This is a genomic window from Paraflavitalea soli (assembly GCF_003555545.1).
GTDB lineage: Bacteria > Bacteroidota > Bacteroidia > Chitinophagales > Chitinophagaceae > Paraflavitalea > Paraflavitalea soli.
Genome location: NZ_CP032157.1, coordinates 1,687,937 through 1,706,350 on the forward strand (window position 1 = coordinate 1,687,937; position 18,414 = coordinate 1,706,350).

Sequence of the window (18,414 nt, forward strand, 5' to 3'; positions counted from 1 at the left end):
AACCTGTTACCGTTAAAATCCTACATTCAGGCCAAAAGTATAGGTCCTCGCTACCGGGTAAGCGCCAATATCTTCTCCCTGCGATATACCATTCAGCCCATTGTAACTTGTTTCCGGGTTGCCGGGGTAGCTGGTAAAGATGAAGGCATTTTGTACGCCTGCATACACGCGCAGGTTCCGGAGGAAGTTGAAGTAGCTGGACTTTTTGAAAGTATATCCCAGTGTAATATTGTTGATGGTCAGGTGCGAGGCATCGTGAATGAACATGGAATTGTCGGACCGTGACAATACCGTAGAGCCTGCCAGGGTGCGCTGTATCCGGCCATTGCCAGGATCGGCTTCCGAGCGCCAGCGTTGCAGTAATTCTTTAGGTCCGTTGAAAACACCGTCCATATTGTACAGGCTTTCCTCCATGCTATTCTTCAATTCATTGCCATAGGTGCCGGAGACAACAATACCCAGGTCGAAACCCTGGTACCTGAAATTATTGGTAAAGCCAAATATAAAATCGGGATTGGGGTTGCCGATCCAGGTGCGGTCATTAGCTGCATCGATGATGCCATCACCGTTCAGGTCTTTCATGCGCACGGTGCCTACCTGGGAGGTGCTGTGTTTGGGGCCTTTGTCGAGCTCTGACTGGTTCCTGTACACGCCGTCGAAAATGTATCCATAGAACTGACCCAGCGGTTGTCCTACAGCCGTACGCCAATCAGTAAACTCTGATAATGCTACAGAGGGGCTGGATGCAATCGGCGCGTCATTGATACCCAGCTTTGTTACCAGGTTCCTGTCGAAGGTGATATTGAAGTTGGTAGACCATTCAAATTTGCCCACCATGTTTTTGGAAGTAACGGAGAATTCATGTCCCCATGATTTAATGGTGCCGATATTGGTTTGGATATTGGCAAAGCCGGAAGAGCGCGGTACGTTCACCTGGTACAACAGTCCGTCGGTGTACTTATGGTAATAGTCGTAGGTAAACAGGAGGCGATCGTGAAAGAATCCAAAGTCGGCCCCGATATCCAGCTGCTTTTGTTTTTCCCAGCTCAGGAGGGAGTTGCCAAGATTGCCCTGAGCAGCTCCCGGCGCCAGGGTGCCGCCAAATACATAGTTGGCAGAGCTTATTGTGGGGATGGAGGTATAATTGCCGATCTCGTTGTTGCCGGTAATGCCATAGCTGGCGCGGACCTTGAAGTAGCTGATCACCGGTACTTTTTTCATGAACGCTTCATCACTCACGATCCAGCCGATGCCGGCGGAAGGGAAGGTGCCGTACCGGTTGTCAAAACCAAAGCGGGAGGAGCCGTCACGACGTACCGAACCACGCAGCAGGTATTTTCCTTTAAAGCTATAGTCAACACTGCCAAGATACGATAGTAAGGCCCAGGCCTGGGAGCCGCTGGTAGCTGTTACCCTGGCCGCCGCATTGATATAAGGTATTTTATTGTCGGGATAATCACGCCCGATGATATTGGTGGTATAATCATTGGCGTGTTGGGTAGTAAAGCCGGCCAGTACTTTTAGTGAATGATCGCCGGCAAAGTCTTTCTGCCAGGTGAGGATGTTTTCATTGATCCAGGAATAGTTGTTGCTGGTACCTGCTTCGCCCAGGGCCGATTTGTTGCCCGGAGGGGCATTGTCGATGGGTACATTGTTGAAGCCGCCCAGGGAAGTGGAAGGGATAAACTTCTTGCGGGTCAAATTGCCAATATCTCCATACACGGTGGACCTGAAGCTGAAGTTGTCCAGGAACCTGAACTCGGCATACACCGAGGACAGGAGGCGGGTGCGGGTCACATCGTCATTCACTTCCAGTATTTGCCGGAGGGGGTTGGCCCAGGTAAACAGGTTGGAAAAGCCGCCGGCATATCCCAGGGTCAGTGAACCATCGGGATTGTAAGGGGAAGCCATCGGTGGCATCATCAGGGTGCTGGCAATGATCTGACGCTGGCCGTCGAAGTTGAAGGCGTTGCTGCTGCTGGTGCTCTGCCGGTTGTTGTGTTCCAATTGCAGGCTGGGCGCCAGGCTGGCTCCTACTTTGATGAACTTGTTGAGGTTGAACTCTGCATTGATACGGAGAGAAAAGCGTTTGTACCCTGAATTCTTCAAAATACCTTCCTGGTTAAAATAACCGCCCACTACACTCACCGATGCTTTCTCTGAACCACCGCTGAGGGATAAGCTATAGCTTTGAACGGGTGCATTGCGCAGGAGCAGTGCATACCAGTCGGTACCTGCACCATATTGTTCGGGGTTCTGGTATTCCGCCGGTACACCACCGGTATAGCCCTCATACTTTATTTTGTCTTCATAAAATCCTTTCATGTAGGTAGCCAGTTCGGTGGCGTTCATCACTTCGGGTTTCAGGTTTTTCATAGAAGTAGCCACGCCTGTATAGGCATTGAAATCTATTTTTACAACGCCTGCCTTTCCTTTTTTGGTGGTGATCATGATGACGCCATTGGCTGCCCTTGAACCATACAGGGCAGTAGCAGCTGCATCTTTCAACACGGTAAAACCTTCTATTTCGTCGGGGTTGATATTGTTCACCCCATCGGTATTGCCGGTAATGGGCAAGCCATCGATGACGATGAGCGGACTGTTGCCGGCAGAGATGGAAGCGGCTCCGCGGATGCGGAAATCCATACTCTGGCCCGGCCGGCCGGTGGTTTGTCCCAGTTGTACGCCTGGCAATTTGCCCTGCAGCTTTTCCGCAAAAGTGCCCACGGGCATATCTTTCAGGTCGGTAGCTTTCAACTCGGCTACAGCGCCTACAATTTCACGTCGTTTCTGAAGGCCATAAGATACCACCACCAATTCTTCCTGCCTGTTCTCTTTTTGCAGGGTGATGTTGATGGTCGTATTGTTCTTCACGGGAATGAGTTGCGGGGCATAGCCTATATAAGAAACCTGCAGGATGGCGGTCTCTTCCACGCCATTGAGCGTGAAAGTGCCGTCGGCATTGGTGGTGGTACCTTTTGTTTTTCCTTTTACGAATACAGATACACCTTGCAGCGGATTGCCGTCGGCATCGGTGATCTTGCCGGAGATGTTGACCAGGGGAAGGACGGCGGATGGTTGCCTGTCCGGATCTGCTTCTTTGGTACTTACAATGATCACCCGGTCCTGGATGATGTAGGAGAGGGGCTGGTGCTGGAAACACAGGTCCAGGGCATCGCGGAGGGAAGCGTCTTTTACCTGGATGTCTACTTTGCCTGCCACCTGCAGGGTGCGGTTATTGTAGAAGAAGCTGTAACCCGTTTGCTTTTCAATAGCTTTAAATACCTGCCTTAGCGGTGCATTCCTTTCTGACAAGGTCACTTTCTGCGCATAGGTGTTTGCTCCTGCATGCAGGAAAGCAAGGAACAGGAAAATAGCAGTCAGCTTCATTGCTAGCCATGTTTGATGTGTGGCAAACGCCGTTTTGACACGACCTTTGCCAAAAGCATGTAGTTGCATACCTTTGTTGTGTTTGGGTTTTTTCTTGTTACGTGATCAATTTTTAATACGGTTGTTCAATACAGGGTTTACCCGAACTTTTTACCGGGGGTGCCGTTAACACCTCCGGCTTTTTTCCGGACAAATCCATCGTTCAAAGGATGCGGCTATAGATGGTTTAATGTATGGGCCTAATAAGGCGCTGCGATGAGTTTTCTTCCTTCGATATTGATCTTAACAGTTTTCGTTAGTTCCAGTATTTTTATCAGTTGAGCAATGCTGGCCGACCGGGGGATGCTGCCGCTGAATACTTCCTGCTGCACATTGCCCTGGTATTCCACTTCTACATCGTACCAGCGGGCTGCCTGCCGCATTACGGCCGTGATGGGCGCATCGGTAAATTGGAAGTTGCCATTCTTCCAGGCTACCACTGCGTCGATATCCGGATCATTAATGATTGATAATTGATTATTGATCAGCCTGGCCTGCTGACCTGGCTGCAGGATCACGGAAGCCTGTGCCTTGCTATCAGAGGATTGTGCTCCGGACGTCATCCGTACTTTTCCTTCGAGCAAGGTGGTTTTCATGGCTCCTTCATCGGCATAGGCGTTGATGTTGAAATGCGTGCCCAATACTTCTATGGCGCCGGTGGCTTCCTGGCCAATCTCCTGCGGCAGTAATACTTTGAAGGGATGGTTTTGATCTTTGGCCACTTCAAAATAACCTTCGCCGGTAAGTTCCACGATCCTTTCTTTGCCGGTAAACCGGGTGGGGAAACGAAGGGCGGAAGCTGCATTCAGCCAGGCTTTGGAGCCATCGGGCAGGATGAGCTGGTATTGATTGCCCCTGGCTGTTCTGATGGTATTATAATAAGTGGTCGTTTCCTGTTGGCTGGCCGTGCCTTCATAGGTCAACTGGCCATCGAGGTTGATGATGGTGGTATTGCCTTGTTTGGATACGATGCCGGTGGCTGTACTGTCGAGCACTACCTGTCTGCCATCAGCTAATATCAACAATGCTTTATCGATGCCGGGTTGGATGCCTGCGTTGTCTGTCACTGCCAGCTCACCCTGGCCGCGATGACCGCGCGATTGTTGCTGCCACAGGAAGAGGCTAAGTCCCAATGCCAACAGCACGGCTGCTGCCACCGCCACTTTCCACCAGCGGCGTTTGGGCAGGGTAACCACTTCGGCAGGGAGCGCTTGCGGCTGCCGGATCTGCTCCAGCATGCGGGACAACATACGGGCTTCAATGATATCCACCTCCGAAGTATCGGCCTGTACCAGGGTTTCCTCATCGACCCAGGCATCGTACCATTGGTGCAATTGGGTGATCTCTTCTTCCGTGGCGGTGCCATTGAGAAAGCGGCGGGCTATATCCTGGATGTTTGCTGGAACCATAGGGAATGCAAATGGGGGCTTTCCCTATATAGAGTCCATTGAGCAGACTTTATACGTAGTCGGTCTGAAAAAAAGTTGGAGGCATTAAAAAAGGAGCAGGAGGGAAGAAGCATTGCCGAGGTGGCTGCGCATGATCTTGAGCGCTTTGGACAGGTGCGCTTCGGCGGTGCGGGTAGAAATATTCATTTGTTCGGCGATCTCCTGGATGGGCTGATCGAGCAATTTATTGCTGATAAAGACCATGCGGCATTTTTCAGGGAGGCGATCGGAGAGTTTGGCGACCATGTCAAAGAGTAGTTTATGGTCGATGGTGTGGAGGGCTTCTTCGCTGGCCAGTTGGACCGTTGATCCTTCACCGGCGGGCAGGAGGGGGTGTTTCTTTTCCCGGGCAATGTGCCGGTATACCGCATAGCGGATCATGGCGGCGAGGTACATGGCGGGGGAGTGAATGGTGAGGCTGGCCCTTTTTTCCCAGAGCGTGAGGAATACCTCCTGTACGAGCTCTTCGGCGGTGGCGGCGGATTGCAGGTGTTTGTAGGCCAGGAAGTAGAGGGGCTTCCAGTAAGTGCTGTACAGGGCCGTGAAAGCCGATTCATCGCCCTGCTTAAGCCGGACCAATAGTTCCTGTTCATGGTGTAATGCTGCTGCCACGGGGATGAAAGATAAACTTTTGTTTGCAATCGTACCAGGTACGAATAAAGGTACAAAACTGTATCATTTTCTGCAGAAGGTTTTAAAACGGGCAGTTTGGTAACAAAAAGATAAACCGGGCGGCGGGGTTTGTTGGAGGATGACAGGAGCGATGTATTAAAAGCGTTTTGGCGGCAGCTTACACTTGAACATGCGTTGATGCGCCAGCGATAAGAACGGGGCGTAATGAGGCTGTAATGCGGTGTGGGAGGCTGCCCGTCTCTGTGTTAAGAGCATATGCGAAGCCATCAGGCTTTGACCAGGGCCTTGCCGGGACTTCCCCAAGGCTTACCCGGGAGTTACCCAGGGCTTAGGCAGGCGTTCATCAGACCCTGACTGTCTCGTTCCTGAAATCTCCTTACATAAATGGGTAGTAAGTATACAGAAACCTAAATTTACCCATTATGAGTTCAAACAACAAGGGCGGTCGGGATCCTGTCCATGACAACATCCTCAAGATCGCAGTAGCCCGTGAGTATCTAAGTAGTGATCTGGGCTATATGAAATTGGCTATCAAGTATGGTCTTCCTGGTCCAAGTACAGTCCGGCATTTTGTAAAATGGTATAAGGCAAACTATCCCACGGGAGAAATACCACCTGTCCAGCCGACACAACAATCGCAGCAGCCTGCCACAACCAGTGAAGTAGAAGAACTCAGAAAGCAATTACAACAGGCCAATCTCAAAGTAGCAGCCTGGGAAATGTTACTTGAAAATGCCGGTAAGGAGCTGGGAGTGGACATTGTAAAAAAGTTTGGTACCAAACAGTCCGGCAAGTGAAACAGCACTATCCTCAGGCAGCGATAGGCACACTTTGCGCATTGTTTGGTAAAACAAGGCAGGCTTATTATGAACATGGATGGCAGGCGGCCAACGGGCAGTTGCGGGAAGAACTTGTATTGGACCTGGCAACACAAGCACGCAAAGTCTTAAAGAAAGAAGGCGCTGTGAAATTGCTGGGCTCTCTGCGACCAGCGCTGCAGGCGCATAACATCAGGATGGGCAGGGACCGTTTTTTTAAGTTACTCAAAAAGCATAACATGTTGCAAAAGCGCAAAAGGAGCCATGCACGTACCACCTGGTCCGACCACCCTTATAGAAAATGGCCCAATCTGATCAAAGGACTGGAAGTACTAAAGCCTCAGCAACATTGGGTGAGCGACATTACCTATCTGCGGACAGAAAAGGGATTTATGTACCTGTCGTTGATAACGGATGCCTATTCCAGAAAAATAGTCGGTTATCATGTAAGCCAGAACCTGCGGGTCCAGGGATGTCTGATAGCCCTGAACAAAGCTATCAGGTCCTTAAAAGACTATGTACCCCAAAGTCTTATCCACCACTCAGATAGAGGGATACAATACTGCTGTGACCAGTATGTAAGTGTATTACAAACAAATCAGATCCGCATCAGTATGACCCAGACAGGGAGTCCGTATGAAAATCCGGTTGCAGAAAGGGTAAACGGCATCCTTAAAACAGAACTGGATTTGGATAGGGTTTTTGAAGGCTATAGCCAGGCAACAAGCGTTACCCATAACGCCATTGACCTGTATAACCGGCTGCGCCAACACATGAGCTGTGATAACCTTACACCTGATCAGGCTCACCTTAGAGAGGGAAAATTGAAAAAAAGATGGAAGCCCAGGAAACGTAAAAACAATCCGGGTGACCAACAAAGTTCCTAACCTGTAAAGCGATATCCGTATTATTGCCTAAGCATGTAAAGTAAAAACCGTATTGACCTGCCCAACTGTAAGGTTTTTTCAGTACAAGACAGACCAGGCCTTGACCACGGGTTGATCAGGGATTTACCAGGGAATGATCAGACAAACACCAGGGAAACACCACGGAAATAGCAGGGCGCAGCTTTACCGGCAGGCTGGGTGGGGAGGCATCCATCCCGGGGCCTGGTGAGGTGCTTCCGGAAGCTACTGGGAGTACACTGAGGATTCACTGCAGGAGTACCGATTAGTATGTTCCGCGTATGTCCTGCCTGTATAGCCGGTGACTTTTAAGTGTACCCGGCATGGCTGTCGTAATTGGTAAAAGCCATGATGCCTGTATATCGCTGCCGTGCATGCGCCTGTCTGTGTGGTTGGGTGGTAGCTGGATTGCCTGAATGGTGCCTGGATACTGGTTACACATTGCCTACACAGGGCCTAAACGACTATTATACAATACTTTAGACCCTGTGTAGGCCATGTGCAGGCTATGTGCAGATAATGTGTAGGCCATATGCAGGCAATGTATAGTTGTTATTTTAGGCCGAGGCGGCCGTCTGCGGCCAAACAAAATGTAAAGAAAAGTTCATTTTGTTAGGGCGCGTGGTAAAGGGTCAGATCTCAGTTCCAGTGCGGCCTGCTGCCGATGGGGCCGATTTATTTAATCGGTATAAACGACTGAAACAAAATAATTTCTGTCATTTTTTTTGGTTGAATAAGTTGAAATACTACTTTTGCGCCGGAGAGATGGCAGAGCGGTCTAATGCGGCGGTCTTGAAAACCGTTGACTGTCACAGGTCCGGGGGTTCGAATCCCTCTCTCTCCGCCTTCGCCCGCCGGAGCTTTTAGCAAAGGCGGGCTTTGCTTTTCATAGGCTTACCTTCTCTGCTGCGGGCTTCGGCGGACGAAGTCCGCCAATCTATAGCCAACCAATCAGTCATAGCTATATAGTTATTTAAAACTCAATGCTATGCACTATGTTTACATCTTACATTGCAATAATGGTTCTCCTTACACGGGCTGCACACAGGATCTAAAAGCAAGATTTCATCGACACATTAATGGTCAGGTACCTGCTACAAGAGGATTGCTACCAGTAGAATTGATTTTTTATTGTGCCTTTAAAGACAAATACAAAGCGTTTGAATTTGAGAAATACCTTAAATCAGGTTCAGGAAGAGCATTCATGCAGAAAAGGTTTCTTTGAACTTGTATTCTTATAAGCCATTCCAGGGAGCACCGGAGTGAAGTGTAGGTAATTCTTCTCTCGATAGGAATCATATTAAGCAAGGTTGACTCCTTGTAGTAGATCCATCAAAATCAAATATTTGCAGGCTTTTTGTTGTCTGGCTCTTCCCAGCTCTAGTCAATAAGTCTCAATGGTTTCGCTTTTTCATTTTCTCACAGCTCGCTTTTCCAAACAGCATGGTTATGTAAGCTATCTAATACGTTTTAATGGGAGCCAAGTGTTCGGATGGGCTATTGCTTACCCTGTGAGAGGAAGGAAACCTTCTAGCGAGCTAAGAGTCTGGGTAAGTATTCTTAGACTTCCGGGAAACCGGAAAAAATGTTGCGGAAATAGGTGCTAATTGCAAAAGGTGTAGGGATTGTCTAAGGGTGGCTATTGAATTCAATCTCCAGCAGGTAAAGTTTTTTGAAAACCTTTGACGGTCTTTTCAGACAGTTGAGGTAATCCTTGAAACTCTTGTTTGCAAATCCCAAGATATGGCTGAGCAAAGTGCCGGATTCGTCGTAGGGATTCGGTTTAAGATTGTTCTGGGTTTGCAAAGATAGTATAAGACAACCGTTAGTGTTGAAGTTCAAAATAGGATCGATTTGAATCGTTTTATCGATTCGTCTTTGACTTTGGTCAATCGTTCTTTTTTAAAAAAAAACGACCCCATCTTGGTAAGTGAACTATGGATAAGATAGGATAATATAAATTATCTGTTAGCGTTAGAAAAGGACATCAGATCGATATGCAAGGTCTTGCAAACAATCTTAAAATATTAACAGTCATGAATATTCCAAGTAATAGAAACCCAAGATTGACATCATCAATCAATCCAAATTTGACAAGTTCAATCAATCCAAATCTGACAGCTTCAATTAATCCTAATTTGACAAGCTCAATCAACCCGAATTTAACTAGCTCAATAAATCCGAATTTGACAAGTTCTATTAATCCAAACTTGACGAGTTCTATTAATCCTAGGCTGACAAGTTCAATAAATCCGAATTTGACAAGTTCTAAAAACCCGAGGTTAACATCATCTATTAATCCAAAATTGTCCTCTAATATTCCAGGATATTTTGTTTACGATTTAGCTTTAAACCCTGTAAGCTTTACTGTGCTAGCAAGTACGCGAGTTTTACTAATATTTGATAGTAATCTTAATTGGACTTCATTTGCAATTTCTAATAACAGAGGTGGCTTTAATATTTTCGATCTGAATAATAGATGGATAAATTATTGGGTAAGTAATAACAGAAACGGCTTTAATAATTTTACTTTATCTGGGCAGTGGGTGGGAGTTGTCGTAGGGTAAAAATGGCGTCATCAATAGATACAGGCTTGCTGATCGTAACACAAAAGTATTAAAAATGTTTTCTAAGCCGATCAAGTACTTATTGGTAGCGACATCAATCGCTCCGATAGTTTTTGTTTATTGGTTAGTTGGAGTATTGAGATCGAAAGATCTGTCTAGCAATTATGGGTTATTGATCACCTTGGTATTACTTCTGGTAGCTTGCAAAGTCATACTTAACTTTGCTGAAGCTCATTTAGAAGTTAGGTCTATAAATTTAAAGTCCGTAAAAAGCGCTGATCACAACATTATTAGCTTCCTATTTGTCTATCTGTTACCGATTTTCGATTTCGTAAAAAAAGATGACTATTATATTTGGGCATTTGTAGTTATTGTAGTTTTTGTTGTAATTATTAATACAAATACTTACCATTTTAATCCATTACTAAGTTTGGTTTTTAGATACAAGTTTTACGAGGTGGCTACCAAAGGCGAAATTACTTTCATCCTAATTACTAAACAACAAATAATTAACGTTGAAGATGTAAGGAAGTACATTCAGCTTACACCATATGTGATTTTAGACGTGACTTAAATTTATACTATGCAACCCAGAAAGCATCAGGTAGAAAATGATTTCTTTGCCCTATTAAAAGATGGGGCAGTCAAGAAAATTACTTTAAATCAAAAGGTGAGTACGGAAATAAAAAAAATCTTTGACGATGCCGCATTTGATTTCAAGCCATCTGATGTTGAAGAAATCGAGTTTGACGGCAATTATCGTGTTGACCCAGGTGAAATTTTATTTGTAAATTTTGCATTACCAGATGCGATAACGACAGCAATCTCAAATCCGATAAGCGTGCAAATTCTCAATCTGGAAAAAGATGAAATGCAAGCATTGTTTTGGGTTGAGCATAAAAAAAACAAAGTGCCTGTTATATACTTCCAAAACTTTGACAATAGAAAGGTTTTAAAAAACAAACACATTTTGACTTATTCTTCAAACACTTATACGAAGTTGGACGCCAGCGCTTTTGTTGTAGACGAAACAATTTCAGCAATTTTTGAAGGGAAAAAATTTTTCTTTAAATCATATGCAAATGCAAATAAAATATTCAGTTTAGCTGATTTTTATCAGGAGGCGACAGACGCTGATATTGAGACTTTCGCAAAAAATAAAGTAATAGAAGTTGATGCTGCATGGTTTAAAGAAAACTCAAATTCAACAATCAGGAAACAAATAACTTTAATTCAGAAAAGTAACATTTTAAAGGATGTTGATGTTTCGAAGATTAAAAAAGGCGCAACTGTTTTTGAACTAGAAATAAAAGTCAGCAAGGGCAAACTTTGTTTTCCAAATGATGTGAAAGTTTGTAAAGACATCTTATCATTTCTCAATGAGAATCTGTATGTAGGACCCATCACTGGAACTAAACTTAGAACTAATTCTCATCGACCACTAAAATCAAAAGCCCTCAAAGACGACGCATAAAAGGTATACATCTTTTTAAATGTCAATAAGTTGGTTGAGTTTACGTTTCAGTCAAATTTGTCTTCGACGAATATTTATTGCCAGGAGATAATATGTGAGTACATCGCCTCCTTGCTTATTTTGCTACGCTGCATAGTACCTTTTTTAGGCAGCTAATTTACAAACCTTAAGGAGCTTTTCTGTGGGTGGTTAGCCGGAGGGATACATTATAAAAAGGTAGATTTGGACAGGATGCTTTCTGGAACTATGCCTCATGAGAAAAATCCTGGTTAATCTTGAAAGCAACTAAAAGTCTTAATTTGAAATAATCAAGTCAAGATAGCGAGATGCAGTACTATCTTTGAAAAAGATTTCTAATAGCAGTGTCCTCATTTTCCACTTTAGGACCGCCTGATGCCCTTTCGCCGGGGTCATAATCGTCATCCTTTTCGTAGCGACTTATAAAACGGTCCAGTATGCGTTCACCATCGTAATCCTCTTTTGAATAGAACTCTTGAAAATAAGCGGCTAACCCACAATTGTCCAAGAAAGTTGAATAGTGGTCGGCAATCTCGCTTTCTACGATATCCAAAGCGTCACCAAATTCATCACAATAATACGCCCTACTAATAGCATCTCGGTTGCTTGCCAGATCGATATCATCAGTAGAATACAACGCATTGACTTTGTCTTTCAATGCGCTCATGAAACGATCGTTTGTTGACCAGTCCTCCTCCGATAACTCGTAATCGGAAAACATTTGCAAAAAACGATTAATATCTTCGCTATCCGTTGACACAGTTATTGCCGAAATGAAAAATCGCTCCCAGTTTTCATGAATAAATTTCCGTACACTAGCACGTCCATCTAGATGGTTAAAAACAAACCTAATTTCAGAGACAGAAGCGTCGGACGCTGTTGAAAAATCAATATCTTGGAATAGGCTTAATAACCGGTCTTCTGGTACAAAATCGGAAAAATACCTTACCAAGATATAAAGAGCACTTATATTTCCCTCAGTATCGTCTCCAGCCGACGCCACCAGTGAAGGCACCATTTTATTAAACCTATTATAAAAGGCGGGCAGTTCATTTTGCGGTATTTCTATCTCGCTTCCCCAAATAGGTTCTATGTCAAAATACTTCGTAATCTGTTTAAAATAAATCGCAGAATATACTATCCGTTTCACCTCACTCCATCTTTCCCGAAGAAAGTTGATGATAAAGTCTGCTACAGACGGGTTTAAAAAACTAAAATATATCTTTCCATTTTGTGATTTTTTTTCACTCTTGATGAATCCATCCAGCAATTTCCGTATTGACTGATTGTAACCATCCGATTTAAGCGTAAAGCCGTTCTCTTCGATCTCGTATCGATATCGAGCTTCAAAGGCCTTTTCTAACTGATCCGCCGGTATAACATACCCGCCCAAACTAAACAACGTCAACAGTAAAATCCGCTCTTCTTCATTCAGTTGTTGTTCGTAGGCATAGTGCCAAATTTCCTTAGGATTATCCAAGCTATTGAATATAAATTCCTCGGTCTTTTCAGATGGGACATTTTTGAGTTGGTTAGTTGATGTAATAAATTCGATCAGGCGCGGAAAATAATTCGGGTGATTGATGATCTTCAGGTAATTTTCGGACTTGAAAAAAACATCATACTGTCCGGCATTCATGCCTGCATGAAACATATGATTGTATAAAATCTTGGCTTTGTCCAGTTTAGCGTACGCTTTTATTTCGAGTTCGTATTTTGACACCTCCCCCAAACCTGAACGATTAAATTTTTCAAATCGAAATTTTGCCTGATTAAGGATGGTCGTTCGACTAGTCATGACCAGATACTTGTTTGAACTCGATTGAATTCGTTCAATAAAGCTTATAATTTTACTTTCTGAATTTCTAGGATGAATAATTTCGGACAAGTTAGCTCCAAAAAAATCATCAAAAAACACGACCTGTTTTACATCAGGAGACCTACTAATGATGTCCTCGGCGTCCTTTAACTGATCATCAACGTATACTAATTGATAGCCCCTTGCTAATAAGTCACATATTAGCAAATAAGAAATCGTTGTTTTGCCAATTCCCGGCTCCCCTGAAATGATTAAAAAATGATGCTCACCCAATTTTTTAACCGCGAGATCGAAATTTTGTGTTGGCACATAGAAACTCGCCCGTCTAAGGATTTTCTCTTTAACGAACTCGGAGCGGCCGTGAATTCCATTGTGCAAAATCGACTCCAACACGTTTGTGCTGGTTAGCCAAATCTTATAATATTTTTTTTCAATCTCCGGATACTTGGCGATCAAATTCATAATACGTTCCCGGCTGTAAACATCCTGTGAGTTTTTCACAAACGGTGCCATGAGCGCTACCATTTCGTCGACCTGTCCCACACTGAGATCAAAAGTTGTCATCAAAATATACCTCTTAGGCCGAGGTGACAGGCCTTGCATTTTAGTGAGTTCGCCCTTCATTTCAGTTTTTAGGGTACTATATGAGGATCGGTAGAATCGTTTTGCCTGGACAATTATCTCATTTTCGACATTATTGGCATACCGTAGGTCAATGCCCTTATCTCGACCCTTTTTAAATATTTGAAGCTGGACGCCTAGCTCTTCTTCAAGCAAATCTTTGCTCATTTCCTCAAATTCCTTGTCATTTAAGACCTCAAGATGATAAGACATAAAAATGATTATACAATAAGTTTACTGGGTGCTACACGATCTTTTGTAAAAAAATTAACGATACTTAACATTTTAGAAATTATTTACATCGACAACGCCGCTATATTGCCAATGCAATGTTTGCTAAAGCTACTCTACTTTTTCTATGTCTTTCAACTGTATTTTCTTTCCCTCTTGAGTCCCTCTTATAATAACCGTCTCTTCGAAGTAAGGTTTGACAATGTCAGAAAGTAATCCTTGAGGAACTTCAATTTCGTAATCGCTATTCTTAGAGTCTGTTAATTTTATTTTACTTTTTTTTGAGTCAGCAAAAGATAATGTCCCTGTAATTTCAATTTCCTTTTTTGAAACTGGATCTATAGAGTCTTTGCTAGTAGCTTCAACCTGTACTTCTTTGCTAATCTTCGTCAGAGCAATAGTTTTATTACTGAAATTGTTTGTTGTTGTAAATCCAACAAGTTTTATTCTATCACCATCTGGTGCTAATTGTTTTGTCAATGCAATAAAGTTTCTTCGATAAGATTCGTCTTTGATATTTTCTGCTAACTGGCTATAGTTTTCTTCGTTTATAAGTTTGATATTTTTTAGGATATCATCTATTAATTGAGATTGAACATCCATTCCTGCGAAAACTTGTTGGTCAGTTGATTGTCCAAAGCGAATTGTTACGGCAAAGCTTGCTGCTCTTGGAATGGACAAATAAGGTTCAAAATTTATCACATTGTTTTTAAGTGGCCGTCCTTTGTCATTAAATGGCTTATTTCTAATTCTGTCTGCTGTCCTAAATGCCATCCTTTCAACAATTTCAATCCGGTTTAGAAACTCATCACTTCTGATTAGTCCGTGTCCAACTTGATTACCTGAAAGACTTAATTGCAGTTCATTGGAGTTTAAAACAATTCCGTGAAGCTCTAAATGCCTAAAAAAATTTACCTGTTGAAGCAAATCTCTAAATTCATCAGCGATTTCATTTGGAGGGTCTCCTGCAAGACCAATTGAAATTAATTTTTCAGCTTCTCTAAGTTGCTCAGATAACATGGCAAGATTAGCAGCGCTTCTCAAAAGAACTGACCTAGTAGGTTCTTCTGACGATTCTGAATTAAATAAAATAAATGCCTGCTTTTCAAATTCAAATGCCTTGAGGTAATTATTCTTAATTTCAACCACATCATTATTCTGCTTAGCAATTAATGCTAGGTCATTAAATTTCATCGCCTCTCTATGTAAATCCTTAACTGTCATTAGATGATGTTATAACCACATTTCGGGTTTGAGAATTCTGTAACACAAATATGAGCATTCAAACTTAGAAAAGCGGATTTCTTTGTTTGGTTTTCTTTCCCCTTGACTCTATTTTCTAATGTATTTGTACGAGACTCTTTAAGAATTCCGGAAATTTCCAGCCTTGCCTTTCGTTGAAACAAGCCTAAAGAGTCTTCGTCTCCGAGCCAGTAATCAAAGCCCAGGCCTTTGCTTGAACGTTCAATGCAATTATAGCTTGACATCTTACTAGACATTAAGATGGCAATTGCCGTAGCGCCATATTCTGTTGCTTCTTCATTATCTGTCCAGTTCCTTTTGATTTGGTCATTAACTGCGCTTGCCCATGCCAGAGTAAAATTGCCTGGCTTGGTCCCAGTTACAGGTACAGTTATCCCTGATAGATGGTTAGAGTTCTCTAAACATACTGTACAAGCTTGAAGGCAAAAACTTCCAAACTCTGGTGTTAAACCCATTATTCCTGTTCTTAACTCTTCGAGATTTAAAGTCATGATTATTAGTATCGTGATGGCCAAATATAACTGTAGCTAACTTCTAAATATACGTAATTACCTTGCCCAAACCATTAGCTGAGTTATTTTCTGTAATGGATTGTTACTAGGAGGATTAACCGGGATAAAACTTAATCAGGTTCATTGCGGATTTTGTATTATTTTATTCATCGATTTATTTTAGTAATACAAAATGTGCTTCAAAAGGAGGCTATGCAGGGTTGTCAAAAATACGTTCAATTGACCGGATACAGGCATCACCTTGTCGATCTTTACGTGCTAACGACAGTTCCATTTCTTGTCCTATAGTAAGATTACCTGCACCATCCGCAATCGAATAAGGGACACCGAGACAATCGAAAATGATCCTCACCTGCCCTACTGAATAAAAATGCCCTTGTCTTTCTCCAATCTGTGCCTTAAAAGGTCTCAGCCATTTCGTAAATGTTTGCTTACAAACCTCATATAGATCTGATAGCTCTTTATGGGTATATGGTTTAATCTCCAGGATAGTCGGTTTCATCAGTTACTGCTATTATGTGCCAGTCTTGCGGCAATCTTTTATTAGAAGCTAAATTACGCTTCTTTGTATTTGTCATTATTGATGTCTACTTTCCACAATTGGTATATTCGTTTTATCTCATGGTCTTCTATAAGCTTTAGATTTGACATTTGTTGGGCATATAAAAGTTTGTCAAGTATAATCTTTCGACCCGTAAGAGTTATTGGACCGCGCCCACTATCGCCATTTCTTCTAACAGTACAGCGGTACTTCGGATTATCTCTGAATTCTATAAGCCAATTCCTGAATTTAAAAAGTTCGTCAAGGCTATTATGTCCGTTAGTTATCATACTTTCGACGGATTTATCTTTACGTACAACAGTGCATGTCCAACATCCAAACCGACCCTTGCCGCAAGGAGTTCCTTTTGTTTCCTTGTAGACAGGGCATTCGTTTCCAGCGTCTTTATAAATTTGACCAATTATTGAATGATCTATGCTCGATGGAAATGCGTTATGTTTTAAGGTTGACCAAATATCCTTGAGTGAATAATTTACTATTGGGCTAAATATTTTTGTTTTCGTCGAAGTGCCTTGGTTCAAATAGTATTTTGAATTAGTGTTGTACTTTTTGATTGTTTTGTCTCGTTCTGCACTTTCCCCCATTCGAACACCTAATAGAACGGTAGATTTTTCTTGCTGATTAATTATGCTTTTTACTGGATTAATTCGTAATCTATCTGTACACCATCGAAAAATGTTTGTAGGCGGAGGATAACCACGACCTATTACTTTTACAAAGTATCTGTCATCTAACTTTGGCTTAACAATATTGAATTTTATTGGAAGATTGAATTTATTGCTTTCGATTTCAAGAGCGGCAATTGTATTTTTAACATAAATCGAAACAGTAGGAATTTCAACTCCTGTATCACAATAGATAATATTTATCTCTTTGTGATGAACTGGAATTTCAATCAAAGCATTAAAGACAAGTGTCAATAAAGCCGAAGAATCTTTTCCTCCGCTATATCCTAAATACCAGGGGCGATCGTCTTTAAAATACTCTTTTTTAATTAACGCGATTGCCCTTTTGTCTTTACCTGATATCGGACTAAGGCAATTGCTGCAAAATTTCATCGATTTTAGTTTCTAATTCTTTTAATTTATTAGTTTCTATAAATTCTAATTGGTCATTCCCAATGTTGATATGTTTAAAAATTGTTAGAAGGTGTAGAAGAATTGCTATTAGTGCAATACCCCCAAATAATATTCCCCAAAGCCAAACTTCTTTTTGCTTGAAAAAAAGTGTCCCAGCGATTAAATAAATAATGGATGAAAAGGTCGAAATAATAAAAGCGTCAGCAGTTGAGGTCCAAAGCGCTCCATTGAAATAAACGTTTTCGCTTTTTGCAGTTAATGATTTATCGTTGTCAATGAAATTGTAAAATATATTCTTTAATCGCTTTTTTTCCTTTAGGAAATTGTGTTGTGCCTGGGTCAATGTCTTAGGATAGAGCTTGAGTAACGAATTCATAATATTTAAATCGATCCTTTTATGAGAGGCATTTGTAACGAAATACCGAGCATTATTAATATGATAAAATGCTCCAATGCCAACTGCAATTAATGTTAAGTAGCTGTAAGAAAGCCATCCATCATTAATTTTATAACTTTGTCCTGCAAATTTTAAAAGTGGTAGAAATTCCAAGACTAATATAAGTCCAGGTACAAGAAGTCTGATGAATTTTAGAGTCGTTCTGGTCATAATATATGGCTGCTAACTTTGCGAAAAATCGCTTGGTTCCCAATAGCGCAAATACTGCAAGCTATCAGATTTCAGTATACGTTTGCACCGTTTTTTCACCCTTTCTGAGAATACCTCTATCTATTAGGATTAATTATATGCTTAAGTCGCTGAATTGCTATAAAATTGGTCCAGTCAACCCGGCTCGACTGGACTATATTCCATAGGACGCTTTTAGAAGTCTGGCTTGTCAAGGAATATGATGATCTTATTTAAATCCTGACCAAATTTATCCGAAAACTCTCCCTCGTTTCCCGCTGGATAACTTATCAAATCGTATTAAAGGGCTCATAAAACGCTGGTTTTGTGAGCCCTTTTAAATTTTCCACCTCAAATCGCATCAAACGAAATCAACCGGATAGGTGTCCTATTCGGTGTCCCAAACCAAT

The 18,414-nt window shown here is 42.4% G+C and carries 14 protein-coding genes and 1 tRNA gene; 6 read left to right on the plus strand and 9 right to left on the minus strand.

Features of this window, described 5'->3' with window-relative positions; translation table 11 throughout:
- Positions 1 to 12: 12 nt before the first annotated feature.
- The 3 genes from D3H65_RS06370 to D3H65_RS06380 form a co-directional block, all read right to left on the minus strand.
- Positions 13 to 3,390, minus strand: coding sequence for a TonB-dependent receptor (locus D3H65_RS06370; RefSeq protein WP_162915446.1), 3,378 nt, complete (start codon positions 3,388 to 3,390; stop codon positions 13 to 15).
- 239 nt (positions 3,391 to 3,629) lie between these two features.
- Entirely contained in the window at positions 3,630 to 4,838 is a 1,209-nt protein-coding gene (locus D3H65_RS06375) for a FecR family protein (protein ID WP_119049466.1), read from the minus strand.
- A gap of 84 nt (positions 4,839 to 4,922) precedes the next feature.
- A complete protein-coding gene (locus D3H65_RS06380) occupies positions 4,923 to 5,489 on the minus strand; it encodes an RNA polymerase sigma factor (RefSeq protein WP_119049467.1) in 567 nt (188 codons plus the stop codon).
- 443 nt (positions 5,490 to 5,932) lie between these two features.
- Between D3H65_RS06380 and D3H65_RS06385 the strand changes: the two genes are divergently transcribed.
- The 6 genes from D3H65_RS06385 (at position 5,933) to D3H65_RS06415 (ending at position 11,274) form a co-directional block, all read left to right on the plus strand.
- Positions 5,933 to 6,307 carry a hypothetical protein gene (locus tag D3H65_RS06385; protein ID WP_119049026.1) on the plus strand — a complete coding sequence of 125 codons (375 nt, stop codon included), beginning with the start codon at positions 5,933 to 5,935 and terminating at the stop codon, positions 6,305 to 6,307.
- The gene (locus D3H65_RS06390) at positions 6,304 to 7,215 is read left to right on the plus strand and encodes an IS3 family transposase (RefSeq protein ID WP_119049468.1); all 912 of its coding nucleotides are present in this window, start codon (positions 6,304 to 6,306) and stop codon (positions 7,213 to 7,215) included. Before D3H65_RS06385 ends, D3H65_RS06390 begins: the two co-directional genes overlap by 4 nt.
- 777 nt (positions 7,216 to 7,992) lie before the next feature.
- A tRNA-Ser gene (locus D3H65_RS06395) sits at positions 7,993 to 8,077 on the plus strand.
- Between the two features lie 144 nt (positions 8,078 to 8,221).
- Complete coding sequence (locus D3H65_RS33525) at positions 8,222 to 8,458, plus strand: GIY-YIG nuclease family protein (RefSeq protein ID WP_119049469.1); 237 nt, start codon at positions 8,222 to 8,224, stop codon at positions 8,456 to 8,458.
- A 772-nt stretch (positions 8,459 to 9,230) separates the two neighbouring features.
- Positions 9,231 to 9,800 (plus strand): hypothetical protein, encoded by a 570-nt coding sequence (locus D3H65_RS33140; protein WP_211345636.1) that lies wholly within the window; start codon positions 9,231 to 9,233, stop codon positions 9,798 to 9,800.
- 583 nt (positions 9,801 to 10,383) lie between these two features.
- A complete protein-coding gene (locus D3H65_RS06415) occupies positions 10,384 to 11,274 on the plus strand; it encodes a Kiwa anti-phage protein KwaB-like domain-containing protein (protein ID WP_119049471.1) in 891 nt (296 codons plus the stop codon).
- A gap of 334 nt (positions 11,275 to 11,608) precedes the next feature.
- Here D3H65_RS06415 and D3H65_RS06420 read toward each other — a convergent pair whose 3' ends face one another.
- From D3H65_RS06420 to D3H65_RS06445, 6 genes are all read right to left on the minus strand, one after another.
- Positions 11,609 to 13,945, minus strand: coding sequence for an nSTAND3 domain-containing NTPase (locus D3H65_RS06420; protein ID WP_119049472.1), 2,337 nt, complete (start codon positions 13,943 to 13,945; stop codon positions 11,609 to 11,611).
- Positions 13,946 to 14,074: 129 nt separating this feature from the next.
- Positions 14,075 to 15,187 carry a hypothetical protein gene (locus D3H65_RS33145; protein WP_211345637.1) on the minus strand — a complete coding sequence of 371 codons (1,113 nt, stop codon included), beginning with the start codon at positions 15,185 to 15,187 and terminating at the stop codon, positions 14,075 to 14,077.
- Positions 15,187 to 15,717 (minus strand): hypothetical protein, encoded by a 531-nt coding sequence (locus D3H65_RS06430; RefSeq protein ID WP_119049473.1) that lies wholly within the window; start codon positions 15,715 to 15,717, stop codon positions 15,187 to 15,189. The genes D3H65_RS33145 and D3H65_RS06430 overlap by 1 nt, the downstream gene beginning before the upstream one ends.
- A 211-nt stretch (positions 15,718 to 15,928) precedes the next feature.
- A complete protein-coding gene (locus tag D3H65_RS06435; RefSeq protein WP_119049474.1) occupies positions 15,929 to 16,240 on the minus strand; it encodes a hypothetical protein in 312 nt (103 codons plus the stop codon).
- Positions 16,241 to 16,293: 53 nt separating this feature from the next.
- Positions 16,294 to 17,358, minus strand: coding sequence for a phosphoadenosine phosphosulfate reductase domain-containing protein (locus tag D3H65_RS06440; protein ID WP_119049475.1), 1,065 nt, complete (start codon positions 17,356 to 17,358; stop codon positions 16,294 to 16,296).
- Positions 17,333 to 17,986, minus strand: a complete 654-nt coding sequence (locus D3H65_RS06445; RefSeq protein WP_119049476.1) for a hypothetical protein — start codon at positions 17,984 to 17,986, stop codon at positions 17,333 to 17,335. Before D3H65_RS06445 ends, D3H65_RS06440 begins: the two co-directional genes overlap by 26 nt.
- Between the last annotated feature and the right edge of the window lie 428 nt (positions 17,987 to 18,414).

Excerpts from the sequence above, each read along its gene's own strand:
- D3H65_RS06370 (WP_162915446.1), bottom strand. The coding sequence starts at position 3,390 with ATGAAGCTGACTGCTATTTTCCTGTTCCTTGCTTTCCTGCATGCAGGA.
- D3H65_RS06375 (WP_119049466.1), bottom strand. The coding sequence starts at position 4,838 with ATGGTTCCAGCAAACATCCAGGATATAGCCCGCCGCTTTCTCAATGGC.
- D3H65_RS06385 (WP_119049026.1), top strand. The coding sequence starts at position 5,933 with ATGAGTTCAAACAACAAGGGCGGTCGGGATCCTGTCCATGACAACATC.
- D3H65_RS33525 (WP_119049469.1), top strand. The coding sequence starts at position 8,222 with ATGCACTATGTTTACATCTTACATTGCAATAATGGTTCTCCTTACACG.
- D3H65_RS33140 (WP_211345636.1), top strand. The coding sequence starts at position 9,231 with ATGCAAGGTCTTGCAAACAATCTTAAAATATTAACAGTCATGAATATT.
- D3H65_RS06415 (WP_119049471.1), top strand. The coding sequence starts at position 10,384 with ATGCAACCCAGAAAGCATCAGGTAGAAAATGATTTCTTTGCCCTATTA.
- D3H65_RS06420 (WP_119049472.1), bottom strand. The coding sequence starts at position 13,945 with ATGTCTTATCATCTTGAGGTCTTAAATGACAAGGAATTTGAGGAAATG.
- D3H65_RS33145 (WP_211345637.1), bottom strand. The coding sequence starts at position 15,187 with ATGACAGTTAAGGATTTACATAGAGAGGCGATGAAATTTAATGACCTA.
- D3H65_RS06430 (WP_119049473.1), bottom strand. The coding sequence starts at position 15,717 with ATGACTTTAAATCTCGAAGAGTTAAGAACAGGAATAATGGGTTTAACA.
- D3H65_RS06435 (WP_119049474.1), bottom strand. The coding sequence starts at position 16,240 with ATGAAACCGACTATCCTGGAGATTAAACCATATACCCATAAAGAGCTA.
- D3H65_RS06440 (WP_119049475.1), bottom strand. The coding sequence starts at position 17,358 with ATGAAATTTTGCAGCAATTGCCTTAGTCCGATATCAGGTAAAGACAAA.
- D3H65_RS06445 (WP_119049476.1), bottom strand. The coding sequence starts at position 17,986 with ATGACCAGAACGACTCTAAAATTCATCAGACTTCTTGTACCTGGACTT.